The following is a 25,259-nucleotide window of genomic DNA, read 5'->3' on the forward strand; positions in this document are numbered from 1 at the left end:
CTTTAAGTTTTTATGCCAAGCTGATGACCAAAACACCGATGAAAATTAAAAGTCCACCCACAATGACTGAAAAATTCACGTGCGCTTGATTAAATAAAAACCAAGTAAAAATAATGGTAAATATGGGATAAGTTAATTCGACAATACCTGCAATCGTAGCATTTTTAAGATTAATGGAAGCTGCGATGAAATAACTGGCGATGAGTACAATGGCAATCTCGACGATTGTTAATAACAGTAGGCCAGAATCAGTGGTTAATATTTCAACGTCTCTTTTCATGGTGGTAAAAAAAGAAATGCAGGTAAACAATATAGCCCCAATTATCATTTCCAATGCCAATAATGTACTCGGTGAAATACTGTGTAATATTTTTTCAGCCAACGCGTAATTAAATCCCCATAAGATGGCGGCAAGAATAGCAAAAGTGAACCACATGACTTACTCCCGGGAAACAGACGTTTTTTGATTTTTTCTATTTTGAAACCAAGCCAGGCCCTCTAAAAACAAGGAATGGCGGCTAAAATAATCTGGGTATTATAACATCAAATAGATAAAAAATCAATCACTTATTGAACACTACGATGCGCATGAGCTTCTTGCGTGTCCTAATAAATTAAGAAATCAGCTAAGATAGGAATAACCACCTAAAGTGAAATAGCAGAGAAAAGATCATGAGTCACGATTTAAAAATTAGATTTGCAACAGCATCCGATGCACCCTTAATTTTACAATTTATTAAAGAATTAGCGGAGTATGAGCGATTACTGCATGAGGTAGTTGCTACCGAAGAACAATTGTTGAAGACCCTATTTGGCTCTAAAGCTTATGGTGAAGTAATTATCGGCTATCTCGATAAAAAACCAGTTAGTTTTGCTTTATTTTTTCACAACTATTCAACATTTTTAGCAAAACCAGGCCTTTATTTGGAGGATTTATATGTGAAGCCCGAAGCACGTGGTCAGGGAATAGGACAAATTATGTTGGCCTTTCTCGCTAAGTTAGCTAAGGATAGAGACTGTGGGCGTTTTGAATGGTGGGTATTGGATTGGAATGAAACTGCGATTAAATTTTATGAAAAGCTTGGTGCAAAACCAATGGACGAATGGACAGTACATCGAGTTAGCGGCCAGGCATTGGATGAATTAGCAGCCAGCTATACTGAATTGGCTCCGATGCAATGCTAACTCCCTACCCAAAAACTTAGCAAAGCGGCTCTAACCCCGCTATAGTATTGCGGTGCTCGTTAATTCATGAAAAAATTTTCTACAGGTCAATAAAAATCCACCTTCATACGCATTGAATATTTTATTCTATTCAAGTAAATTGCCGTAACTCATTGAGCTAAGGCTTAGCAAGAATTATGCATCAAATTATTCAGGCTCTTTTTTTTATTGGATTTTTTGCTATAGCATTCATTATAGCATTACCTTGTAAGCGTCTCTTCAATATAAGTGATGCTAAAGATCATCGATATCAGCATTTAGATGGTGTAAGAGGGTTAGCTGCATTGGGTGTTGTAGCGTGTCACGTGAATCATCATTTACTTGCTTATTTTGGTATCACCGGCACCCCCATAATTGGAAATCGCATAGGGTTTATTAGTGTACAGTTATTTTTTGCTTTAACTGCCTACTTATTTACTAAAAAAGCTTTAGAAAATAAACTTAACCCCGCTTCTTTTTATATGGCCAGGGTAAGGCGAATAGTTCCTCTTTACCTTTTTGTTGCCTCAATAACTATTCTTGTATGTTTTTACCTCTCCGTAAAAACATCGAATGACTTCTCTCTTCATTTTCAAGGAATTATCGATATATTTTCATATGGCTTTTTAGGTGATGGAGTACTCTATTTTGGTAGTATCAATGCCTTGTCCTTTATTGGTATTGCATGGACTTTAAGTTATGAATGGAAATTTTATTTAGTCCTACCCCCTTTATATTTTCTATATCGCCAGTCCACATTCATGGCGATTACAATCGTTTTATCTGTTCTTCTAGTAGCTTCTCGTGATTTATACTCTTTAGGCAATGCGTCATGGCCGTTTTTTATCATTGGAAGTTTTGGCGCATGGTTAATGTATCATTATCCAAGCTTACAGGATTCAAAGATAAAACCCTTTTTGGGGGCTATGGCTTTATTAGCGCTTCTCTTATCTCTCATAACATCCGGCCAATTCGATTTCAAACACTTTTTTCTAGCAGGTGTTTTATTTCTCAGCATTCTTATAGCAGAACCTAAAATATTAACTTATAAACCCTTACTCTTTCTTGGCCGGATAAGCTACAGTATTTATCTTCTTCAATACCTTGTAGTATTCCCTGTTGCACTATTTGCCTCAATGCACCCTATGGCACTACTCGCCCATCCAATACAAAAATTCATGACTTGTTTTAGCGTTGGCATCATATTAATTCCGGCAGCGACCTTTACTTATAAATTTATCGAATTGCCTGGGATGGAAGGGACCTTTTGGAGCCAATTTACTTTTATAAAAAATTTAGTACGGAGAAGACATAAGTTGCTCACCGAATAATTAAGAGGTAGCAGGAATCAGGAGCTTTTTTAAAGCCATCAAGATGACAAATAACAAACCCATTATGATTAAAAATAAATTTGATCCTATCTGAACGGACTTTTTCATTAATCGTTACCCTGTCTCAATGTAATCAATTTTAGACTAAGAGTAATAACATAGAAAGTTACATTTAATAAGTAGGCTGTATGTGACAATTCATTCCCACATACCATCTACCGCCATCCCCACCGTAAGCGTTCATGCCCCATTCACCGAACAGCTGCATTTGGCGCATCTTGCGCGAAAATAATGCTTCGGAAGCCTCACATACTGATGTATGCTACGTTTCCTCAGCATCATTTTCGCGCAACCTGCGCTCAAATCCAACCGTTCACCAAGATTCAAACATACTCCCTGAATAGCTACTCCCCACCACCTACGTACTGTGACTGGTTCCTGAGAGAACCACGCGAAACCAGAATGTAACTTTATGTTTTTAAATGAAATAGGCTCAACTTTCTACGTACCGCGCTTTATGCCTGTACGATCCCCACAAAATTCAAAGAAAGACTGTAGTGGGGGTCTGTGTTGTGGCATTTAGCTCAGAGAGTAGAGGTAATAAATTTTGAAACTGTTTTACTTTGAGAGAGATTCCTTTTTTGAGAGCTTCGCGCCCTAAATAGACCAGGGATAAAATGTTGGTGAATTTTGAAGAGTGAGCCTGAAAGGAAGATGCATATCCTTTACGCTTGGTAAAAATGCCAGCAAGCCAACAAGCAAAAGTAGAGATAGCAGCAATAAGCAGTAATATGCTCATTCTTTGAGGAGAACGAGAAAGACTTTCTTTCAATCCAAACCCATAACGAGTACATTTTGTATCACGAAAATTTTCTTCTATTTGCATGCGTTGCCGATAAATATTCACAGCGTATTCAGCGGTGTTTGTTGAGGTCAATGAAGTGACCAATAACCAAGGCTCATGATGAGCTCTAGTATATCGTTTACTCATTGCATCACGCCTACCTTTCTTGTATTGATTCACTCTATGACGACCTTTAGAGAGGCCTTTATAGAGTATAAAGTGAGCAGGGATTTGTTCTTTCTCTGTAAGAAGGCCCTGCCCCAAGTAGTTAGGTTTGGCTGTGGCTTGTTCATAATAGATATGACTTAATTGCCAAGTTGCTGTAGCCTCTAAATATATCGCATTCTTATGGCGTAATCGGCCTAAAAAATCCCAATCAAGCGCTCGAACATAGGAAAACCAAGGCGCTCTAAATCCCGCATCGGTAACAATAATAGGTTGTACAGAGCTCGGTAAAATAGCTTTTAGATTATTTAAAAATTCTTTATGAGTTTGATGGTTATTTTGTTTTTTCTGTGGATGACATTCTTCGTAAATCACAATCGAGCGTCCTTGCATCGACAAGGAGGCTCTCAATAAATAGAGTTTAGTCTGCGAACATATACAGCTCCAATCAACATGAATCCAGGGGCGTCTTTGTGCTGCTAGTAGATAATGACTCATTGTCCTATAAAATTCAATCGCTTCTTTTTGTAATCGCGTATTCCCTAATAAGCGGTCTATCCTTTTTATATTGCTGCGAGTCTTAACTTTAGTATGAGGCAAATGACGGCCAAGCGATGTCAGCGTTAATTTATTTACCTTAATTAACGTCGATGAAGCCATGATTAAATTGTGTAAGCGTGATTTATGAATAAAAGGTAATTCTTTTGCTAATGTTTTGTGTAATAATTGCATCAGGTGCATGACGTCGATCTCTTATTGTTGTGGAACTCTATTGGATCATAATCCGTCATGCACTTTCAATACCATTATTCCTATATTTCAATGCCTTAAACCAAATTTTTTTGTCTATCTCTCAGGCTTTATGCGCGGTACGTAGGAGGTTAAATTCACGAGGTTCTCTCAGGAACCAGTCACAGTACGTAGGTGGTGGGGATAAAACCTTTAGAAGGTTTGAGGATTTTTATAATAAATCCTCAATTTTTTTGCCATCCATCCATTATCTGGAAAAGTTGTCCCTGGCACTTCCCAAACCCCGGTTGCAAAAGCACCAGCTCCCCACAAAATTGAAAATATATGCGCATCAACTGCTGCTTTTAATTGGTCAGAGTTATTGTGAGCCCAATTGAAGTTATTTAACGTCAAGCACTGGCTCGCATTTTTACCAGCACACAAACTGTAACCATTGGGTAAATGAGCAATATCAACATTAACCCAGGAAACAATATTGCTTAAATCCGGTTGTAAGTTTGGGTCACCAAAAAAATATACCGGAGCAGAACCTTCTTCATGAGCTTCTAAAACAGGCTCATTTTGTGTAGGGATATGGGCCGCTGGGATTTGCCATAACATGGCAGGTATGTAATTTTTTCCTGCTTGTTGTCCTAGCCCTTCACTAATTTTTTTAGTCATTGTTAGAAAATTTTGCCATGCAGCATCATTGTAAAACGTTGCCTGATTCATAAGTAAACTGGGAAATTTACTACTGTAATCATCAGCGCCATAACGATCAAAATAAATAAAATCAGGCTTGTATTTACTGCTAAATAATTCAAAGCGTTTTAAATCGGCCAAAACCTTATCAACATAGGGTTGAACTGCCGTTGCTCCCTGATGAATCCACCATCCCCCTTCAGGCGCCGCGGAAATATTTTCATGAACGCCTAGGGCAACATACGGTCCAAAGTATTTGGCCATCCAGTTTTGGGCTTGTAACCAACCATTAAAATTATCTGAGAAATCGGGAATGTTATTATTTGGAGTTGCCGCGATACACTGAGGCATCACATAATCATTAACACAAGTGGAAAAAGCTTGACCCGCAGTATAATTATCCGTTTTAGACTTTAACCATACCAACAAATCCGTTGGGGTACCCTGAGCCATGACCGGTTTATTATCCCAACCATAGGTGCAATTGGTGTAATCCATTTTTTTAGCCATCATGCAATAAGCATTCGCAAGCGCTTGGCCAACGGGTATATATAAAGACTGAACTGTCTCCACACGATTTGTATTTCCTAAATAGCCAAGCATATCTGGGTTTAATAATATGGTGCCAAAGGTTCCCGTATTGCTGTACGCATTAGCCTCCAACGTTTTAGACAAAAACATGAGATTAAAGAAATGTTTTGTGAGATCATCTACATGAGTCACGCTGTCTGTATTCCAGCCCCCACTGAGTTGCCAGCCGTACTCCACTAAAACAGGATTAACAGGATAGCCCGTATTCGTTTTTATATTTTTGGCCATGTTAATCATATTCCAAATTTTATAAGGGGTTTCAATTTTTCCAGGATCCCCATCACCACCAGCACCATTGTAGGTAAACACTGAATCGATGCGAATATTAGTCGGTTCTTGCAGTGCTCCGTTTGTTATGGTTCCCATGGCTAGGTAGTTTGGCCAACCAGAAACAGTAGCGTTATTTTTAGTTTGACCATAAGAAAGAGGTGAGGTGATTATTGTGAAAAGAATCAAAAAATTGAGAACCATTTTTTTCATTGAATATTTCCAAAGATAAAAAATATTCAAATTATACTATAATTGATCAATTTAATCCAAAAATGATTATGTCCTTATTATCATCTCCATTTTATTTTCTATTTTGTTTCAACTAAATTACAAAGCACTCTCTGAAGCCTTGTTTTCATTAATTGTTTTTTCAAGGATTGCTTTTTTATCTGGCCATTGCTGAATTAATGACTTGTTTAATTGGGAACAATGTTCAGCAAACCAAGGCCCTACTTGCACCAAGATCAATGGTATTTTAGGTTTGATACATGTTTCAAACTCTTTCCGCGCTTCTTTTTTACACAGCTCCTTATTTTCAAGGCAGTTTTTTATAATGTCATCGGTTAATTGCTGCCAATTTTCTGGTGGAGCCACCCCTAAAAAAGATTCAGTCATGATCTTTGCCAAAATATTTTGGCTCATCGATGCAAATTTTTGGGGATCAATTTTTTCTTCGCAAAACTCATGGCGTAAAAGTTCATTGACTTGTTTTCCAACCCGTTCTACTTCATCCATGTTGAAACATGGAGTTAAGTTAGTACCCGATTGTGGGATAGTGTTTGCAATGAGTAAATTGCAGCTTAAAACAAGACCTAGACACATTAATATCCTTATCATGTTCTTATCCTTAATAACGCCCTTAATAAAAATGAATATAGAAGAAAAATCAGGAACATTCTATTTGGCAAGGTTAAAGCGGATACATAGAGCAGTGCCCAAAATTCTGCATCCTTGCTGCATTACCGAAATATAATGTCGCTATCATCAGATTTTATTTCACGAGAAGAACCACTCCCAGGAGCAAGGCCGCATAAATCCTTAGCTTTTTCCTTAAAACCGTGTGCTTGGGAAAGCTTTTTTTGCAAAAACCGGCTAGTGTTGATGGCTTCTTTCGAATTGTCTTGTGACCAATAAGCCATAGTCATTAGAAAAATAAGCGTCAAACCTGTCTCTTCAATAGCACGGTGATAATAAGTTGCTCCGCGTTGCGCTGCCTCTCTCCACCATTGTACTGTTCGGCTCACTCGCAAAAGTGCGGGAATTTGCACATGAATATGTCCCATCTCCAGTTGCGCCCAAAGCATTTGTCTCACCACATTGCGATGGCTTTGCAATACTTGAAACCAAGCCATTAAGAGTTTATGTAAACGCTCTGAGGTATTTAGTTCCATTATTTCTGGTTGCTCTGCTCTTGCCAGCATTGCTTTGTCCGCCCTATCGAAAAAAGCGTCTACCAACTCATTTTTTTCACGGAAACAAGAGCGAATATCCTCTAGATTCACGTTAAGTCGTTTGGCAATATCAAATAACCTCACATTCTCCCATGAAGTTTGTTCCGCAAGAGAGAGTGCAGCATCTACAATTTCATCCACAGTCACGTGTGCTTTTTTCATAGTTAAAGTCCTTTTCTCAAACTCTATACTATAGGTATAGGAACAATTTACTGCCTTCTCAACTTAAAACATGTTTGGTATGACGAGTCACCCTTATCTATCATTGCATGAATAAGGATAACTAAAGACACTTTAAACTTATGAAAACGACTTATGAGGATCAATAACAAATTTTTTAGGCACACCACGGTCAAATTCAACATAAGCACGGGGTGCCTCATCTAAAGTAATAACAGAAACATTGACCGCTTTTGCTATTGGAAGTCGATCGTTTAAAATAGCCATCATTAGACCATAATTATATTTCATTACTGGCGTCTGACCTGTGGCAAATGACAGTGATTTTGCCCAACCTGTACCAAGATGCAAACTCAAAATACCTTTTTTTGCAGCTTTATCTACAGCACCTGGATCTTCTGTGACATATAAACCTGGGATGCCAATGGCACCAGCTGCCCGGGTTACCTCCATCAATTGATTGAGCACCACAGCAGGCTCTTCAATCGTTTTTCCATCTGCAGCATGGCCTCTCGCTTCAAACCCAACGCAATCAATAGCGCAGTCGACTTCAGGCACTCCTAAAATTTGCTGGATTTGTTCACACATAGACACATCCAAAGAGGGATTGACCGTTTGACAGCCAAAGCTTTTGGCATGAGCTAGCCGATCTTCATTGACATCACTAATAATGACCACAGCTGCGCCAAGGAAAAATGCAGAAGCAGCTGCCGCAAGACCAACAGGGCCCGCACCCGATATAAAGACAGTTGATCCTGATTTAACACCCGCTTTGATACAGCCGTGATAACCCGTAGGTAAAATATCAGACAGACACGTTAAATCACGAATTTTTGCTAGGGCCTGATCTTTATCAGGAAATTTTAATAAATTAAAATCTGCGTACGGAATCATGACATATTCTGCTTGCCCTCCAATCCAGCCGCCGAGATCAACATAGCCATAAGCGCCTCCAGCACGCGAATCATTTACATGGAGGCATACGTCCGTAAATTGTTCTTTGCAATTTTTGCAACGTCCACAAGCAACATTAAAGGGAACAGAGCAAAGATCGCCTACCTTGATAAACTCAACATCTGATCCTGCTTCAATCACTTCACCTGTAATTTCATGGCCTAAAACCATTCCTACCGGGGCTGTCGTTCTTCCTCTCACCATGTGCTGATCACTGCCACAAATATTAGTAGAGATCACTTTGAGTATCACTGCATGATTAATTTTGCTTCCTTTAGGATTAACAAATTTTGGGAAATCGATTGAATCAACTTGAACCGTTCCTTTACCGGTATAAATAACACCTCGATTTGTTTGCATTCCATACTCCTTAAAGAGATTAGGTGGAAAAATTCTTTTGATAAAAATCGAATAAAATTCCATTCAACACCTTCAGTTACTCATTTAAGTTTAGCTGTTATTGTCTTATTTTCTACCATTTTGCTGTGCTTGCCCACGGAATCATCCATGAGTGATTACCTGAGCTGAATCCAACGGACTACCCATGAATAAGTCGTGGGGAGGGAAAGTAGGCAGGGGGCATGACATAAAATCAAAATACCTCCATTCAGATAATCACAAAAGCTTACGTTCTGCGCTTTATGCGCAGAATCCAGCTCCGATCTTAAGCATATAAAAGTAGTAAAAAATAATTATTACAATCATTAGTGTACTAAGATGTATATATATATTTACATCTTCTATTGCAGGTACGTTATGGAAAACTATTTGATAAAAACCCCACATCTTGGTTTGCGCTTAATTAAAAAAGGGGATGACAAACATTTAAAACTTATAGAAAGAGATCCAGCAGTTAAAGAGTTTTTTCCTGAAGGTCTTTTAAACGATAAAGACATTAAGGATTATATTGATGAATGTCTGGTTGATTATGAAGAGAAGCATTTGCCCTGTTTTGTTATTTTTAAGCTATCTAATGACGAATTTGTAGGAGAATCCTATTTCAACCAGCTCGAATCTGGAGAAATAAAGGTAGGCTATCTCTTACATCAAAAATTTTGGCATAAAGGGTATGCTACCGAAATATTAAAAGGGCTTTTGCGCTGGGCAAGGAAGAACATAGAAACAGAGTATATTATCGCCTATGCCGACAGGAAGAATACTGCATCATTCCGGGTCATGCAAAAATGCGGTATGAAGTATTATAAAAAAGGGCATTATAAGGATATGGCATGTTATTTTTACCGCATCCGTAATCAATAAAATAAATCCAGGGTGTATTTACATTTCACTGCTTTGGGGCTCACTACAGAAAAAAGTAATTACATTTTTTATTACTTTTTCACAGAGGTTAAGTTGTTCTATCGTTATAAATTCATTAGGATTATGTGCCTGTTTAATATCACCAGGCCCGCAAATAACCGTAGGGATATGCGCATTTTGAATTATTCCCGCTTCCGTTCCATACGAAACTTTTAAGCGCTCCTTTATTCCTGTTACTACACGAACTATCCTCGTGATCGATGAATCCTCAAGAGCACGAAATCCAGGTGCATCAGAGGTTTCATCAAAATAAATCATTGCTTCGGAGTAGGTTTTTCTCATCTCAGGCAGTAGCTCATTATTAATATAATTTTCAATTTGACTGCGAAAATTTTCAATGAGAAATTGATTGATATAACGCACTTCAAGAATAAATTCACAAACTCCAGGAATTACATTCGTTGCATTGCCACCACTGACGATATTGACGGTTATTGTACTGAACGGACAATCATAATCATTATCAAACGGCCCATTTTCTTTTACATAACGAGCGATAGAATTAATATAAGAAATTAAACGACTCCCATACTCGATTGCATTACATCCTTCAAAAGCAAGAGAAGAATGAACCGCTTTTCCCTGTATCTGACAATGATAAAGCTTTCTGGATTTTCCGCCTATTATTGGTCGCATATTAGAAGGCTCCCCAACAATACACCCCTCTGGCCGAATGTCATTTTTTTTAAAAAAATCAATTAAATAATCTATACCGACACACCCTATTTCTTCATCACAAGTAAATGAAAAGTGTATCGGCTTCAACAGGTTCAACTTTTTAAACTCGGGAACAAGAGCGAGAATTACCGCAAGAAATCCCTTCATATCACATGCACCGCGACCATAAATTTTATTATCAGACCTTGTGGCTACAAAAGGATCTGTATTCCATATTTGCCCTCCTACAGGGACCACATCGGTATGACCTGACAGAAGAAGACCTCCCTCTGTTTGCCCATTACTTGCAGGAATTGTTGCAAATAAATTAACTCTGGATTCTGTCGGGCCAGGTATAATTTGCGAATGAATATGATGTAACTTAAACCAGTCATCTATTGTTTCAATGAGTTCCAGGTTCGCCATGTTGGAAATCGAATTGAAGCGGATGAGATGAGCTAACCATTGTAATGTATCCATTACCATCCTTGAGTGGACAATTAATAATCAATTTGGACCACAAATTATAACGTGTCAAGCAGTTGGACTCGTATACACTGCAAAATAAGCGCGTACGGAAGCTGAAAATTATCATTAATATGAAGCAATAAATCCCAGCAGCATCCTTTATTTAGATTATAATTAACTAAAAGGAATTATTTTCCCAAGGAGATTTATGAGAAATCTTCGTTTTAAAAAATCCTCAGTTGGATCAATTGGTGTTGAATTGGAACTTCAACTTATTGATCCGAAATCGTATTCGTTAATTTCCAAAGCCAAGGAGCTGATTAGAAATATTAAAACCGGCCCGAATCAGGTAAGAATCAAACCTGAGATAACGCAAAGCATGATTGAAATTAATACTTCGATCCATCAGTCCCCACAAACCATGTCACAGGAATTATTTGAATTGAAAGCCTATTTGTTAGAGCAAGCATCTAGCCTTGGGATTGCTATGTGCGGCGGCGGAAGCCATCCTTTTCAAAGTTGGGCCATGCAGAAAATATTTCCGACATTAAGGTATAAAAGTATTTCAAGGAGATATCGCTTTTTATCCCAAATGGCGACTGAATTTGGTCAGCATATCCATATAGGCTGCGGAAACTCGGAGAATGCACTTTATCTTACCCACGCGCTCTCGCGATATGTACCTCAATTAATTGCCCTCTCAGCCTCCTCGCCTTTTTATCAGAGTGTTAATACCAACTTTTGTTCATCCCGCTCTATAATGTTTAATGCCTTTCCGTTAAGCGGTGTTATACCTTATTTAATCAACTGGAACGAATTCTCGGACTATTTTTATAAAATGCGACGCCTGGGTATTATCACATCCATGAAAGATTTTTATTGGGATATCAGACCCAAACCCGAATTTGGCACGGTTGAAATTAGGGTTTTCGATACACCCTTAACCATCAAAAAAGTCATTTTAATTACCGCCTATATTCAGGCTCTGGCCATTTATTTATTGGAAGAAAGGCCCACGCAAGTAAGCAATGACCTGTATTATCTCTATAATCAAAACCGATTTGAGGCCAGTCGTTATGGTTTCGACGGTACTTTTATTAATCCTTACACAATGAAGCATGGTTTAATTGTTGACGACATATTTGATACGGCTGAGAAAATAAAAAAATATACGAGTCAATTAGGAAATTCTGACTACGTGGCCCAGTTATTGGATGAGGTAACCAATAAAATTAATGATTCCTTTGTGCTCCTACAAATATTGAAAAAAGTAGGTTCCTTACCTAAAGTTGTTGAAGAGCAATGCCGAATATGGTCCGAAGAGATGAAACAGCAAGAATATCATTACTGAGGATATATCAATGGATAATATGGTTATTGAATCGGATGAAAACGAGTTAAATCTTAATAAACAGCTGACACGCATCATAGGTGACTTTCTGGACCCGCTTGAGCTGGAGCTCCTACTAAAACACGCTAAAATCTCTTCATTCACCGCAGGTGAAACAATTGTGCATCAAGGAAAAAAAGCAGATGGAGTCTATGTCATTCTTGAAGGTACGGTTCGTGTAACCGCACAAATAATGAGCGAAGGCGTCACCAATATGGAAATGCTCCAGCCAGGTTATTTTTTTACGGTAAATAGTCTTATTGAAAATACAGCTTCATCTACATCTTTTATAGCATCTGATGCAGTTCTCTGTATCCATATATCAAGTAGTTACTTTGAATTGCTTGCTGATGATTTTCCGGAAACACGATATAAAATATTACAGGTTGTTGCCCAACAGATTTGCAACCGTTTAAAAACAATACATGACATCATTACTTCTTTTATTTCTAATTCGGATATGACAAGTTTGTCATTTTTTGAAAGAATTATTCATTCATTAAATCAACCCAAAAAAATTATTTTTGAAGAAAGTAAAATCGATAAGCGCGAAATAGAAAATCTACTTTCACTTAAATCATTTACTCAAGATGAAATTGATATCTTACTCAAACAGTTCATTATTTTGAATGCGCCAAAGAATTGTAAACTGGTCAATGAAGGGGATAACACAGCCTCATGCTACTTGGTTATTTATGGTGCGATTCAATCATGCATTATACAAGACAGCAAACTCGCTAAACTCTCGGTGATTGGCCCGGGAACATTAATTGCCAGCATTGGTTGCATTGAAAAAAATGTACCGTTTCATTTTACATTTGTTACCTGCGAACAGACCATTTTATGTAAGCTGACTGAAGCAACCATACAACGGATTAAAGAAAGCAATCCCCAGCTTTGGTATAAATTATTTAATTTAATTTTTGGCTCGCTGGTAGCGCTGAAAAAATCCATTTATAAACTGGATATAAGACTCCATATAGAGAACTATAATAGGTAACATGATATGTGCAGAATATTAACCTACCTTGGTAAACCGATCCTGGTTGAAGAACTGCTCTATAAGCCAGATAATTCATTTATCAAACAAAGTTATAATCCCAAATATATGTCCCATTTACTTAATCTGGCAGGATTTGGTATGGCCGCATGGGACCATACGTCACCTAACCCCCAATTGCCTTATTTGTATAAAACAACGCAATTGCCTTTTTACGATGGAAATCTGTATAACCTCGCCTCTAAAATTTCGCCTTATTGTATGTTAGCGCATTTACGAGGAGTTTCTTATCACGAAAAACAGATTATCTCGAATCAAAATGTACATCCATTCATTTTTTCAGGTTCGAATGTGGTGCTTGCCCATAACGGATCGCTAAGTGAGTTTGAAATAATGCGTTATGATTTACTCGAATACATTGATCCTGAATATGAAAAACATATTCATGGGACTACAGATAGTGAATGGATTTATTCTATTTTTTTATCCCAGCTACCCAGCCCCATAGGCAATTATCAAACTGAAGATATTATTAAGGCAATTATTGAAACTTTAAAAATACTTCATTATGTTCGTCAAAAAAGAAATATAAGAATTAATTCACCAGTTAATCTATTTATAACGAATGGCGAATTTATTGCTGCCACTCGATTTGTTCTGGATTATGGATGGCCAGAACCCGATGATCCATCTCCCTCCGCCCACTCCGGCTATCATTCATTATGGTATACCTTCGGGGATAGTTATGGATTGTATGATAATGAATACAAAATGAAAGCAGGTCCTAAAAAAAGCATTATTATTGCTTCTGAACCTTTGACTGAGGACACAACTACTTGGCTTGAGGTTCCCGAATATACTCTGGTTGTCGCAAGACAGGCAGGAGAAGAAATTAATATAACCTCTCAAGATATTAATTTATAATTCCAGCCCCTGATCAAGAAAATTATTTGGTAAACCCTGGTTGCGAGCAACCAGGCGTATTTTTAGATAAACATCTGATTTGGAGTTTCCACTTTATCATTTGTTTGTTTCACCACAGATAAAGATGCAGGTTGCCAGAACATATCTCGCGGCAGAGAAGTAGATGGAGTTTGGCATTGCTTTAAGGTTTGAGCTTCTGCATTAATCAGCAAGTCAATTAATACATCATTTGCGCTTGCCTGTGGGCGACGCAGAGCTGCGCATTTAGAGGATACTCTTATTTTTTCATTCAGCGGTTTAATCTGACTTTCGTAATTTTTCAGTTGTTTTTCAAGATCAAAGGTATCGCTTGAAGCGAATGATTTTATATAGTTACTCAGGCACAGATCTGAATCCAATTCAAGAAACACCTTAACATCAAATTTATCGCGTAATTGTTCATCCAAAAAAATATCTGCCCCAAAAACAATGACATCGCCCTGCGCACTTTCGATTGCAGATAATAATGAATCGATAGAATTATAAGCAGAACTATCAATTAAGGTAGTGCACTTTTTATTTAATAAAGAATAACATTGTTCACTGAACGCCTTATAATCACTACCTATAGGTCCACAAATAGCTAATATTGTCATTGAAATCACCATGATGAGTAAAAAAGTGGCAATTATACTGCTTTATTAATCAATATGAAACTATTAAATCAAATTATTACTCTGAAGGTTGAGTCGTTTGACCCCAAATAAGAAGCTGGATAAACAAGTCTGGTTGCTTGCAACCAGGATCACTACTTAATCCCCTGTTCTTAGCAAAATCGACCTAGCAAACTCCTCTACCCCCATTTTTATTGATTAGAAAAACCCTCTTCTCTTTTATCCTCGTTGGAGTCAGATTCAGGTTTAAACGTATCTTTATAAAGTGCCTTGAAAAGACGCGAGTCTTTATACGTTTGGTTTGCGACGATACCTCCTGAAACAAGCAGACCAACCCCTGCTGCTAAGGTACTTAAAAGCACTAAAATGGCTTTTCCTAACAAATTAAGGCTTGGAGTGAACTTAAATTTTTGACCTATTGCTTGAAGCTCTTTCTTATTTTCATTATCTGATGGTTCTAGCAAAGCTTGGGCTGTTCTTGCCATGGCTTTCAAAACATCCGTTTTTGTTTCAGGTAAACGAGCTACATCGGTAAGAACTGCTCGAGAGGCATCTAGAATCTCTTTTAAATTATCATTTTGATGTTGCTTATCTTTAAAGTATTGTAGGTTATTAATCTCGTTTTCAGTTTCCTCATTATATTCCAGATGAGCCACATAATGATTGAACATTTCATGTTGAATTTTTGTAATCGTTGATATTAAACCCTCTAATTGTTTCGCTTCATCCAGCTTACCCTTCTTCACTAATGAGTCTTGCCTACCTTTAAGATTGTTAAGCTCATTCGCCAAAACCATTATCTCATTTAGACTTGGTTTTACTGTATTTGATAGATAATCTGCATAGGCTATTAATTGCAAATTCTTCTCTATTTCAGACTTAGCCAGTATATTTTCTTCTTTTAAGTATTGAGCTAATCCTTCATTGGTTACAGTTTTTCTTAATGTTTCCAGCACCTTTCCTACCGCCATTTGTGCTGCTAATTCCTTCTGAAAATTGCTTGGGGAAATATCTTTTTTCAGATAATTATAACAATCAAGTGAGCTGCTAAGACAATTATCAAATATTTTTCCGATTTCGCTTTCTAAAGCCGGTTCGAAAATGTGATCCCGTTCTTGTGCTGGTAAAGTTCCCTGTAGCCTCTGAAATGGCTCCAGTGACACAGCACTTTGTGTAGCAGTTAAATTAAGTAGTTGTTTTTGTTGCTCATCCAGTAGTCTTGTCTGATTCGCTGTATGGTAAAAAAAATCTCCAGCTTCATTTTGAATAAATAGATAAGGTGCATTTCCAGTGCGATTTTTTAATGCGTCCCTGATCTTTAGCTCTTTGTCTTCAGAGCTTAAGTCCAGCTTAAAATCACCTATCTTGATTACATAAGCAATAGTTCCGTCTAATTTATTTAAAATCTCTTTTGTTGCTTCCATCGTGGATTCTTTTGCAAATTGGGATAACTCACCATCATCAAAAGCACATATAGTCTGCATGGAATTATTGAGGCGCAAAAGGAAATCTTTTGTTTCCTCTTGAGTCAGTTTCTCAGCTACACCAGCCAAAGCACATAAAGCAGCATGTTTTAAAATAGCACCTTTCTTATCATCTTGATTCAATTTCTCCAAAATGTTTTTAGCTTTGGGATCAATCAAATAATTATCAAAATCAGTAGGTAGCTGTTTGCTGGCTAAAAGTGCGTCGATGCGATCGATCAATGAAGCTCCAAGGTTTCTTTTGATTTCTGGTGATAAGCTACCCCGGAATTGTTTAATACCTTCGATTAAAAACAGGCAAGATTCTAAGTCTTTATTATTAATGAATTGATCCTTGATCTTATCTATTGCATCTTTATCTTTTGCAGCCAACGCAAGCAATAAGGCAAGTTGGTGATTTTTCGTATCAATATTGGCGATCTGTGGTAATTCTTGGGCTGGATAAAAACGTATATCAGTATATCCAGTGATCAATGAAATCATTAATGAAGCGATTTCGGGGTTGCCATCAGGATAATTTCTTTCAAGGTTTTTCACATATTGCGTTAACTCAAGCTCTTTCCCTGTTTTAAAGAACATCTCTTTTAACACTGGGTAGCCAATAAACTTCCATGGTTGAGGCTGTGATGGATTAAGGGATATTAGGATTTCTGCAGTTTTTTGCATTAATTCAGGGGTTAAATATGCCGCAAATGCTTCTTTTTCCGGGGTGTTACCAAACTCACTTTTAAAATCACGATAATATCGTAGTAATTCCAAATAATTTTTGGGGTTATATGCAGTATGAGCTATTGCTTTACTAATATTCTCTTCGATAATTTTGACTTTTTCTTGTTCGGCTAAATCTGGAACCAAACCTTCTTCTATTTCTTTCCTTGCTTTTTTAGCCCGTATCATTAATTTTGTTAGTTCTTCAATATCTTGTTTATCTTTCATAGCTAAACCAAGTTGGATGCTGGAGCGGAGAAGCAATAAGTCATTGGTAGTCTCGCATTTATTTTCTGAAATTTGCTGAACCAGTGGCGTCCATTTTTCCGAATCTTTTTCTGCAAGCATTGTATAATGCTCAAGGGATGTTTTTTTAATATCAGAAACAAGGTAATCTTTAAAAGGCGTTTTTTTATTTTCATCGATGTTGGCAATAACTGCATCAAGAATTTTTATGCGAAAAGCAGGATTTTCCAAACTTGCCAACATTACATTAGCAAATGCTCCTTCCAGATCTGCAGAAATTGTTTCTTCCTGACTTAATTTTTGATATAGCTCGACTATATTCTCAATATCGTGGGGATGCCAATAAGCTAATACCAATTGCGCATAGATTCCTTTTTGCTTTTCCTTAATCTCTTCTTCTTGTGGTATCGCGTTTAATAAATAGCGCAAAAGTTCCTTACCATCTGCCAACTCCTTCGCATGAGTCTCAATAAACTGTTTCAATTGGCTAATAGAATAACCTTGAATCAACTTCCGAATATAATAATCCTCAGTTTGTTTTCTATTCTTCATATCGACCTTTACAGCATGCATACGGCCGTTTGCAGCGGGAAAATTTTCTGAGTCTACATCCATCCTTTCGACGGTATTGTTCACTTCCTCTTTATCGTCAAAAACAATAAAGTTGCTTGAGGGTTTATGCTGAAGGACATGAAGAATCATTCGTTCCTTACCTCCTTTGAACTTATGCCAATCAACGAATGACTCCGTTTTAGGTTGCAGCTTTTTTCGAATCCTTTCGACCTTTTCGTTATCACGTTTTTGAGTTTCTGTAAGCTCAGCAACTGACTCCATTGGGGCTGCGATCCCAGATGATTCACGTGCCAGTACGGCCTGTTCTCTTTGCTTGGACTCTATCCCAAGAATTTCTTGTTCTCGCATCTTTGGAGGTTCTAGTTTCCTTTGTTCTGTTACATCTAAATCCAAAACGTCCGGATTTTTTTTTCGAATTTTTAATATCCTTCTCTCAAACTTTTCAATCGTATTACGATAGTAACTTCCTAGTTTGCCCTGATCCTTATCATCCACATCCAAATAGGGTGAAGCATTTACGATGACATATCCTGTATTAATTCCCGTTTTTTTTAATTCATCAATCACTAGACAGCGAAAACTTTTGTCTTCTAAATATGCGTCTAATTTTTTCATCTCGAATGATGATAAAATGTTTGCTTGTTTGATCCCCATCGCTTTTAGTGCTTTAAAGAGATTAGTATTGAATTTTCCGGCGCTATCAAGACAAGTCCCATCAACATCTAATAAAATTTCTGGGTGTTCTGGAGGTTTAGGAGATTTTGGTTTTGGCATGATGTTCTACCTGTAACTGCTTACTACATACTACTTACTATAGTATAAATTTCAAGCATACGGATGTGATTCAAATTTTAGAGGAATATGCTCACCGAGTTATTGAAATTAGGCCTTTAACGTTTAATACTGCACTTACTCTAAGTATGTTATATGCCTTTTATGCGAAATACCGGCGAAGTTAATCCAACCCATTTTTATCATAAAAAGATTGAGAAAAATCAGGAGCTAGTGAAACATCAGCAAGGAGCATATCCTGTTGTTGTAATGGATTTGAGGCAATTGGATTTAAGTTCTTATAGTATGTTTAAGATAGCTTAAAACAATTGTTAGCCACTACTCACCTAAGGTTTACCATAATCTGGCTGCATACAATCAGGGATTCAATGAATTTGAATCCTGTTAATCAATAGTCATATAATAGAGAGAAAATTATCAATCCACTTTTAAAAATGATTACTCTCATCACTGGTGCTTCAAGAGGAATTGGTAAAGCGTTAGCGTTTGAGTTTGCCAGTCACGGCCATGATTTAATTTTAACGGCGCGCAATCAAAATTTATTAGAAGAACTCGCTGTTCAGATCAAAGAAAAGTATTCAGTCAAAATAAGTGTCATTGCATTGGATCTCAGCGAACCCAGATCTGCTGCTGATTTAGTCCATCAAATCGAGGCACTGAATATAGAAGTCGATTGTTTAGTAAATAATGCAGGCATAGGTTACCTTGGTGACTTCGTCTCTATGGATGCAGAGTATTTAAATGCATTGATGCAACTCAATATGACAACATTGACGATGCTCACTTATTATTTTGCCAAAAAATTTGTTCACAAAGGCAAGGGCAAGATACTCCAAGTAGCGTCTACTGCGGCCTTTCAACCAGGCCCTTTTATGGCGGTATATTACGCTTCTAAAAGTTATGTAGCCTCTTTTTCGCAAGCGCTGGCTTATGAATTAAAAGGAACAGGAGTTACCCTTTCCACTCTCTGCCCAGGCCCTACTCAGTCAGATTTTTTTAAAGAAGCAGGTATGGAGAATAGCTTTTTAGCCAGGGGCTTTATCGGGATAAAATCTACGGAGCAAATTGCCAAAGCCGCCTATCAAGGCTTTAAGAAAAACACACTTTTTATTATTCCCGGTATCATGAATAAGATACTTGCTTACTCCGCTAAATATACTCCTGATGCACTAAATCTCAGAATTGCTGCGTTCCTTCATAGACGCAATCAGGAATCCTAGCTTCGCTTCGGGTAAACCCTAGTTAGGGTAAATTGACCCCATCCGGTGCTCCTGCTGGTCAGAATTAACAGACGCGTTTAACATCCAAAAAACCTCTACCGATCTTTCGTTAAGGCAGAGGTTTTTATTCGTTCTTCAGCTCTCAGGTCCAGAAAGTACCAGGTGCAGCCTGTACTCATTAACTTTTAATGTTGTTCAAAATAATCAGGGGGTACGCCGTAAATGGAACAAAGCATGGGCTTATCTAATTTTTTCTCCCATACAGGATTTTTAAGAACCTCTATCGCATTTTCATACCCTGTTTTCATACGATAATTAACTGCTGAGCGAACGAAGTTATAGTCTTTGAACGAATGAGTAAAGGGAGAGCCCCGATAAATGATATGTACCACGCTGAAATGTTTGCTATGACCCAATTCAAGTATTTTCTGAACGTCAGGATCTTTCTTTACCTCCGGACTTAATTTTTCACCTAAAAACTGTATGGCTGCTTGCAAGTTTTGGCGACTGGTATACACATTAGTCAGTCGGCGTGAGTGACTGGCGTACCGTATGTCTTTTTGCCTTTCTTCAAGTTCATCCATGGTTTGCGGCAGCCGTCCTTGCAGACTGAAACAATCCACCACAAAACATAAGGTATCCAATTCGGGTAAGGCATCGAGCACCGTCACAAGAGGCGTATTCGCATAGATACCACCGTCCCAGTAATAATCATCACCAATTTTAACTGCCGGGAGGCCTGGAGGAAGCGCGCCGCTTGCCATAACATGCTCTGGGGTAATGGTAATTTTTTGATTATTAAAAAACTCCATTTCTCCGGATGCCACATTAACCGACCCCAAACAGAGGGTGACTTTTTTATCATTAATGCGATCAAAATCAATTAAACTTTCCAATGTTGTTTTGAGATAGGAGGTATCATAATAGCTGAGTTTATCCGGTGTATCATAAGTTAACGGCGTCGGTGGAAAGGGGCGAGGTTTAAAAAAACCCTCCAAACCATTGACGATCGTATTCATAGCACCCATGCGGTTATGAAAATGATGTAACAAATTTGAAACTTCAGCCTCATAAAATACATCAGTCCATATTTTAGGTACGATCATATTCCAAAATGCAGTTAATTTTTCAATTTGCTGATTTCTCGGATTCCCGGCAATAATCGCGCTGTTAATGGCCCCTATAGATACTCCCGCCAAAAAATTAGGATGATATCCTTTTTCATGGATTGCACGAAATGCACCGACCTGATAAGCCCCCAATGCACCGCCTCCTTGAAAAACACAAGCAATCCGGTCATACGTTTGTTTGGTATTATTTAAAGGGGCTGTGGGCTTATTTATGCGACATAAAGGGCTTTTATGATGTTTTGTTGTTTTTTCTTTAAGTTTCCTGCCCATGTTTATCACTCCTTACCGTCCTTGTTCTTTACAATTATAATCGATAGTTGCAGAATTTTTACAAGAAAAATGACTTAAAAAACGAATTCGCAGAAATTAAGCTTCTCTATTTAACAAAAACTCTAGTGCAAAAGGAGAGCGATACATGGAATTAAAAGATGCAGAAATGTTTTGCAGTAAGTGGCTGCCATCATGGACCGGTGGGGTAGAAGCAGTTGAAAATCTATTGTCTTTTTATAGTGAAGACACCTTTTATTTAGATCCGGTTATGAAAGAAGGTATTCATGGAAAAAAAAGATTGTCTCAATACTTTAGCAAACTCCTGGCAAAGAATCCTGACTGGAAATGGAATGCAGTAGAACTGATTCCCACATTAAAAGGCTTTATCTTAAAGTGGCAAGCAACATTCCCCAAAAATGAGAGCGAACTGACTCTCTTTGGGCTTGATATTGTTGAAATCGACAACAAGCTGATTAGCAGAAATGAAGTGTACTTTGACCGCTCAGTTCTTCTTACCTAATCAGTTGGTTGGTGACCTGCATCACTTTGCTTCCGGCGTTCCGCAGCTTGTCTCTGAGCTGAATCTTCTACACATCGCTGAAAAACCAGTCCAGCTCTACTCTGACGTCCCGCGGTTTGTCCCTCAGGCTTTATGCGCGGTACGTAGAACGTTGAATATAGTTCATTTAAAAACATAAAGTGACATTCAAATTTCGCGTGGATCGCTTAGGACTTGTCCGCGGGATCCAGAAAATCTACCCTAAAATACTAGCTCCCCACGGACAAGCTGCGAGGCGTAGGCAGAGATATAATCTACAGTTGCTTGCAACCAGGATTCTCCTCCCCCATAGGATCTGCTCTGCAAACCAGATAAGATATACAGTGCGCCATATCATATTAGTGTCATGGCGCAACAATGTTTTACCCGCATCATCATTTGAATGGAATTCAGATTAATTAAAAAAGGAGTTTGTAATGAAAATAAACTATTTAATGGGTGCTTTGTTTTTATCACCCCTTCTTGCTTTTGCTTATACTGACAGCAATTCAGAAAGTCTTATTTTTTCCCCTTTGCCTAAGAATAAAAATACAGTAAGCAGGCATTATAGTAATGAACAGGAACTACCTGATCTGCAGCAAATGGTCCAAAGGACCATTGATTTTCCAACGCAAATCGTTCGTGTCAGCGGGAATGTTACCGGATTGAAACTTAGTTGTGAGGAGGTAGAAGATGAAATCGATCGTGTCTTTTCAAAAAAAATCTCGCCCAACCTATTTACCTACAATACTTATGTCAATTGCGGCTATGATCAGGATAGCCCAGAACAATATGCGGTAAATTTTTCAATTCAAAGTTATTTTGATCCACTAACAGATAAAGCCGTTGATTATTTAAAAGCCTACCTGCAAGAATACAATGGATACAATTTATTCAATGCCACAACATTACACATTGAAAATGCCAAAGGTGTTATTATATCGATGAACTTTAATGCAGGTTTAAAAAACAACCCCGATAAACCTTCATTTACCCTTTATCGCCAAGATCGAAACAATTTTTATTTTAAAAGCAATTTCGACATGAGAAAGGAATTAATCACCGATATTTATCAACGATTTTATTCTAATGATCCCGAGATGATCCTCCCCTTTTTAGACAAATGGATTTTCTCCTATGCAGGAACAGTTTATTACTCTATTTTAAAAGCATCCAACTATCTTGAGTTGCAGCCTGAAAGAATATTTGTAATGGAAAATGAGGGAGATATTTTCGTATCCGATTTAAGATACTACTTCGCCAATCTCTGTATGAAGAAAAATCCCAATAAACATTGCTTGTAACTATTAAATCATTAATAGCGTATCCTGGTTGCGTGCGACCAGGATTTCCACTTAATTACCACTTCACAAGTAACTCTAACATCTACAGGGATGACAGGGCGTTCCCACTTGACTGAAATGTTACAATTTATGGGGAGTGCACTAGCATAAAGCGCGGGTATGTAGAGAAATTTAATGGAAAAACTGACAATCAATCAGAGGCTGGCCCCTATTTATGCCGCGTGCGCTCTTCGTGCTTTATCAATGTCGCCTAACCGTTCCTTTCTTAAGTCTTCGAAAGCTGCTGCAGATGATGTAGTCATGCCAAGAGCCTGCATCGTTCTATTTTGAGCCTGAGCAAGAATAGCATATCGTCCATCACTTTTATATCGATCAACAACCTTCTGTACATCATTTGGTGTCTCTGCATTTTCTAGATCCTCATAGAAATCTTTGAGAATCTTGCTTTTTAAATAATCCCCTCGATCGTTTGTGTATCTACTTTTAAATTCGCCCTTTATAGAGCCACTTGTGACCTCTGTAGTCACTGTTCTCGTAAGTTGCTCATTCGGTTGTACATAATGCTTATACTTCCCTTTCAATACCCCATTTTCCATGGCTTCCGTTTCTTTAGCAATGTGTGCAAAAGATACTTTAAGATAGACTTTACCTACCTCTTCCCATCCCCCTGCTCTTTTCGGATCAATATGATATTCTTTTATAAATTTATCACGGGATTCTCTATCTTTAAATTCGATTTGAATTATGGGAGCCTTGCTATCTTTGCCTTTTACTATCAAGGGTGCTCTTGTAACTCCAGGAGCATGATGTTGGATAAAATGTTGAATAAATTCCTTATGGGTGTCACCGGAGGTTGGTTTGTGCCCCATTGTACCTGGCTGCTTGACAGTGGGGTGGGGAACCGTTCTATCTGGGTGCCTGACAGTAGGTTGGTGATCCTCTGTCCTTGTCTGCCTGACTGCAGCTCGATGCACAGGAAGATCCGAAACAAAATTTTCAAGGCTGGCGTATTTTGAATCTTTTTTATATCCTTCTTGAGCTGCAAATGTATCGGACCATAGACGCCTAACTGTTACAGGAATTTTATTTTCGTTAAAGTGTTTCTCAAGTCTGCCTCTGAACTCTTTCTTATATATAGAATCCCCGAGATTTCCCATTTCCTGAAATAAAAAAGTCCATGCTTGCTCAGCGGATATCATTCCCGAAGCAGTGTTTTGTTGGCTTGATGCCATCCACCCACCACTTACTTGTGCATTAATCTGGCTTCCATCGATTAATTTACCGGTTTCAAGAGCCTCACATATTTTCTTCATCGACTCTTCAAGTCTTGATGATCTTCCGGTAAAAATGCCAGCATTTATTAAACTTCTCGTTGTTTGAATAAACTCAGCAGTTGATAATTTTGGAAAAAGAACAGTATCAATACTTTTTATAGCCGAAGGATCCACCAGAACAATCGGTATAGGTTTGCCTTGTGCATCTTTCTTGGTAGCTGTTTCGTCTTTTTTAACAGAAGGAGAAACGTTCCTGATTTTCTCGTAAAAATCGTCTCGCTCTTGTGGCGTATGAAATTCAAATTGAATAGTATCCAAAGGTTGCCTGGCATTATGAGATGGATTGTTATACTGAAAGTTCTTTACTCTGAAATCAACTTGTGCACCCAGTACCGAGGCAATCACTCTTGATTCTTGTACTATATCACTTTTTTCAGCGGTATTAGTAACAGTAGGCGACTTTATCTCGTGACACAATTGAAGTATGTTTGCTTTTAATTTATCAAGATTCACCCCAGGAAGATTCTGTAGTATCGAGGGATCCTGCTTATTAGCATCCGCAAAATATGTGTTGATAAACTGCTCATCAAAATTATCTAGAAGAGCGACCACAGTTTTTTGCGGATCTGCACTTAGCGCTCCGATAGAACCCATCCCTATCGAATAGTTGGCAAGAGGTTTATAAGGTTTTCCCTCTGCTATGCACTCTAATACGTTTAGCAGTTCGTTTGTGGCTTGGAAATCCCCCCTACTTCCAGGAATGTGCATTACCAATATTTGTAAATTTTCTAAATCTTTTCTATGTTTTCTGAGTAACTCCGCAGCCGCCTGTCGTGAAAGCATTTTAAAGTACCTCAAATACTCTTATTCACAGTATAGTATATAGCG

Annotated in this window: 21 protein-coding genes; 10 read left to right on the forward strand and 11 right to left on the reverse strand. The window is 37.9% G+C overall.

The genetic code is table 11. The annotated features are described in order from the left end of the window. Positions 1 to 10: 10 nt before the first annotated feature. Entirely contained in the window at positions 11 to 436 is a 426-nt protein-coding gene (locus tag DY223_RS15370) for a DMT family transporter (RefSeq protein ID WP_058458274.1), read from the reverse strand. A 236-nt stretch (positions 437 to 672) separates the two neighbouring features. On the opposite strand from DY223_RS15370, the gene DY223_RS15375 reads away from it, so the two are divergent. Both DY223_RS15375 and DY223_RS15380 read left to right on the forward strand, forming a co-directional pair. Further along, entirely contained in the window at positions 673 to 1,185 is a 513-nt protein-coding gene (locus DY223_RS15375; RefSeq protein WP_058458275.1) for a GNAT family N-acetyltransferase, read from the forward strand. 176 nt (positions 1,186 to 1,361) lie between these two features. Then, positions 1,362 to 2,534: an acyltransferase family protein gene (locus DY223_RS15380; protein ID WP_058458276.1), complete on the forward strand. Its 1,173-nt coding sequence runs from the start codon at positions 1,362 to 1,364 to the stop codon at positions 2,532 to 2,534. 541 nt (positions 2,535 to 3,075) lie between these two features. On the opposite strand, the gene DY223_RS15385 is transcribed toward DY223_RS15380, so the two are convergent. The 5 genes from DY223_RS15385 to fdhA all read right to left on the reverse strand — a co-directional run bounded on the left by DY223_RS15385 (position 3,076) and on the right by fdhA (position 8,780). After that, a complete protein-coding gene (locus DY223_RS15385) occupies positions 3,076 to 4,275 on the reverse strand; it encodes an IS4 family transposase (protein ID WP_160116288.1) in 1,200 nt (399 codons plus the stop codon). Positions 4,276 to 4,485: 210 nt separating this feature from the next. Continuing rightward, positions 4,486 to 6,045, reverse strand: coding sequence for a hypothetical protein (locus DY223_RS15390; protein ID WP_058460542.1), 1,560 nt, complete (start codon positions 6,043 to 6,045; stop codon positions 4,486 to 4,488). Between the two features lie 117 nt (positions 6,046 to 6,162). Further along, on the reverse strand, positions 6,163 to 6,672 hold the full coding sequence (locus tag DY223_RS15395) for a hypothetical protein (protein WP_058460541.1): 510 nt from the start codon (positions 6,670 to 6,672) through the stop codon (positions 6,163 to 6,165). A gap of 122 nt (positions 6,673 to 6,794) precedes the next feature. Then, positions 6,795 to 7,448 (reverse strand): TetR/AcrR family transcriptional regulator, encoded by a 654-nt coding sequence (locus tag DY223_RS15400; protein WP_058460540.1) that lies wholly within the window; start codon positions 7,446 to 7,448, stop codon positions 6,795 to 6,797. Between the two features lie 138 nt (positions 7,449 to 7,586). Then, positions 7,587 to 8,780, reverse strand: coding sequence for a formaldehyde dehydrogenase, glutathione-independent (gene fdhA / locus DY223_RS15405; protein ID WP_058460573.1), 1,194 nt, complete (start codon positions 8,778 to 8,780; stop codon positions 7,587 to 7,589). Between the two features lie 396 nt (positions 8,781 to 9,176). Here fdhA and DY223_RS15410 point away from each other — a divergent pair, with 396 nt between their 5' ends. After that, positions 9,177 to 9,680, forward strand: a complete 504-nt coding sequence (locus DY223_RS15410; protein ID WP_058460539.1) for a GNAT family N-acetyltransferase — start codon at positions 9,177 to 9,179, stop codon at positions 9,678 to 9,680. Between the two features lie 18 nt (positions 9,681 to 9,698). On the opposite strand, the gene argE is transcribed toward DY223_RS15410, so the two are convergent. After that, positions 9,699 to 10,877 (reverse strand): acetylornithine deacetylase, encoded by a 1,179-nt coding sequence (argE, locus tag DY223_RS15415; protein ID WP_058460538.1) that lies wholly within the window; start codon positions 10,875 to 10,877, stop codon positions 9,699 to 9,701. 196 nt (positions 10,878 to 11,073) lie between these two features. Here argE and DY223_RS15420 point away from each other — a divergent pair, with 196 nt between their 5' ends. From DY223_RS15420 to DY223_RS15430, 3 genes are read left to right on the forward strand one after another with little or no spacing between them, the layout of a single operon-like run. After that, complete coding sequence (locus DY223_RS15420) at positions 11,074 to 12,216, forward strand: YbdK family carboxylate-amine ligase (RefSeq protein ID WP_058460537.1); 1,143 nt, start codon at positions 11,074 to 11,076, stop codon at positions 12,214 to 12,216. Between the two features lie 10 nt (positions 12,217 to 12,226). Beyond that, positions 12,227 to 13,255, forward strand: a complete 1,029-nt coding sequence (locus DY223_RS15425; protein ID WP_058460536.1) for a Crp/Fnr family transcriptional regulator — start codon at positions 12,227 to 12,229, stop codon at positions 13,253 to 13,255. Between the two features lie 6 nt (positions 13,256 to 13,261). Continuing rightward, positions 13,262 to 14,179, forward strand: coding sequence for a class II glutamine amidotransferase (locus DY223_RS15430; protein WP_058460535.1), 918 nt, complete (start codon positions 13,262 to 13,264; stop codon positions 14,177 to 14,179). Between the two features lie 62 nt (positions 14,180 to 14,241). Here DY223_RS15430 and DY223_RS15435 read toward each other — a convergent pair whose 3' ends face one another. After that, positions 14,242 to 14,814 (reverse strand): nucleoside/nucleotide kinase family protein, encoded by a 573-nt coding sequence (locus tag DY223_RS15435; RefSeq protein ID WP_082642479.1) that lies wholly within the window; start codon positions 14,812 to 14,814, stop codon positions 14,242 to 14,244. Positions 14,815 to 15,023: 209 nt separating this feature from the next. Then, on the reverse strand, positions 15,024 to 18,617 hold the full coding sequence (locus DY223_RS15440) for a hypothetical protein (protein WP_058460533.1): 3,594 nt from the start codon (positions 18,615 to 18,617) through the stop codon (positions 15,024 to 15,026). A 162-nt stretch (positions 18,618 to 18,779) separates the two neighbouring features. Here DY223_RS15440 and DY223_RS19140 point away from each other — a divergent pair, with 162 nt between their 5' ends. Continuing rightward, positions 18,780 to 18,938, forward strand: a complete 159-nt coding sequence (locus DY223_RS19140; protein ID WP_160116290.1) for a hypothetical protein — start codon at positions 18,780 to 18,782, stop codon at positions 18,936 to 18,938. 131 nt (positions 18,939 to 19,069) lie between these two features. After that, the gene (locus DY223_RS15445; protein WP_058460532.1) at positions 19,070 to 19,855 is read left to right on the forward strand and encodes an SDR family NAD(P)-dependent oxidoreductase; all 786 of its coding nucleotides are present in this window, start codon (positions 19,070 to 19,072) and stop codon (positions 19,853 to 19,855) included. A gap of 185 nt (positions 19,856 to 20,040) precedes the next feature. Here the strand turns inward: DY223_RS15445 and DY223_RS15450 are convergent, their stop codons facing one another. Then, complete coding sequence (locus tag DY223_RS15450; protein WP_058460531.1) at positions 20,041 to 21,255, reverse strand: patatin-like phospholipase family protein; 1,215 nt, start codon at positions 21,253 to 21,255, stop codon at positions 20,041 to 20,043. Positions 21,256 to 21,400: 145 nt separating this feature from the next. Between DY223_RS15450 and DY223_RS15455 the strand changes: the two genes are divergently transcribed. After that, positions 21,401 to 21,775 carry a nuclear transport factor 2 family protein gene (locus DY223_RS15455; RefSeq protein WP_058460530.1) on the forward strand — a complete coding sequence of 125 codons (375 nt, stop codon included), beginning with the start codon at positions 21,401 to 21,403 and terminating at the stop codon, positions 21,773 to 21,775. A 455-nt stretch (positions 21,776 to 22,230) separates the two neighbouring features. Further along, a complete protein-coding gene (locus DY223_RS15465) occupies positions 22,231 to 23,097 on the forward strand; it encodes an Lpg0189 family type II secretion system effector (RefSeq protein ID WP_058460528.1) in 867 nt (288 codons plus the stop codon). A 212-nt stretch (positions 23,098 to 23,309) separates the two neighbouring features. On the opposite strand, the gene DY223_RS15470 is transcribed toward DY223_RS15465, so the two are convergent. Further along, positions 23,310 to 25,214, reverse strand: a complete 1,905-nt coding sequence (locus DY223_RS15470) for a hypothetical protein (protein WP_058460527.1) — start codon at positions 25,212 to 25,214, stop codon at positions 23,310 to 23,312. Positions 25,215 to 25,259: the final 45 nt, after the last annotated feature.

This window comes from Legionella bozemanae, from assembly GCF_900450575.1.
In the GTDB taxonomy this organism is placed as follows: Bacteria; Pseudomonadota; Gammaproteobacteria; order Legionellales; family Legionellaceae; genus Legionella; species Legionella bozemanae.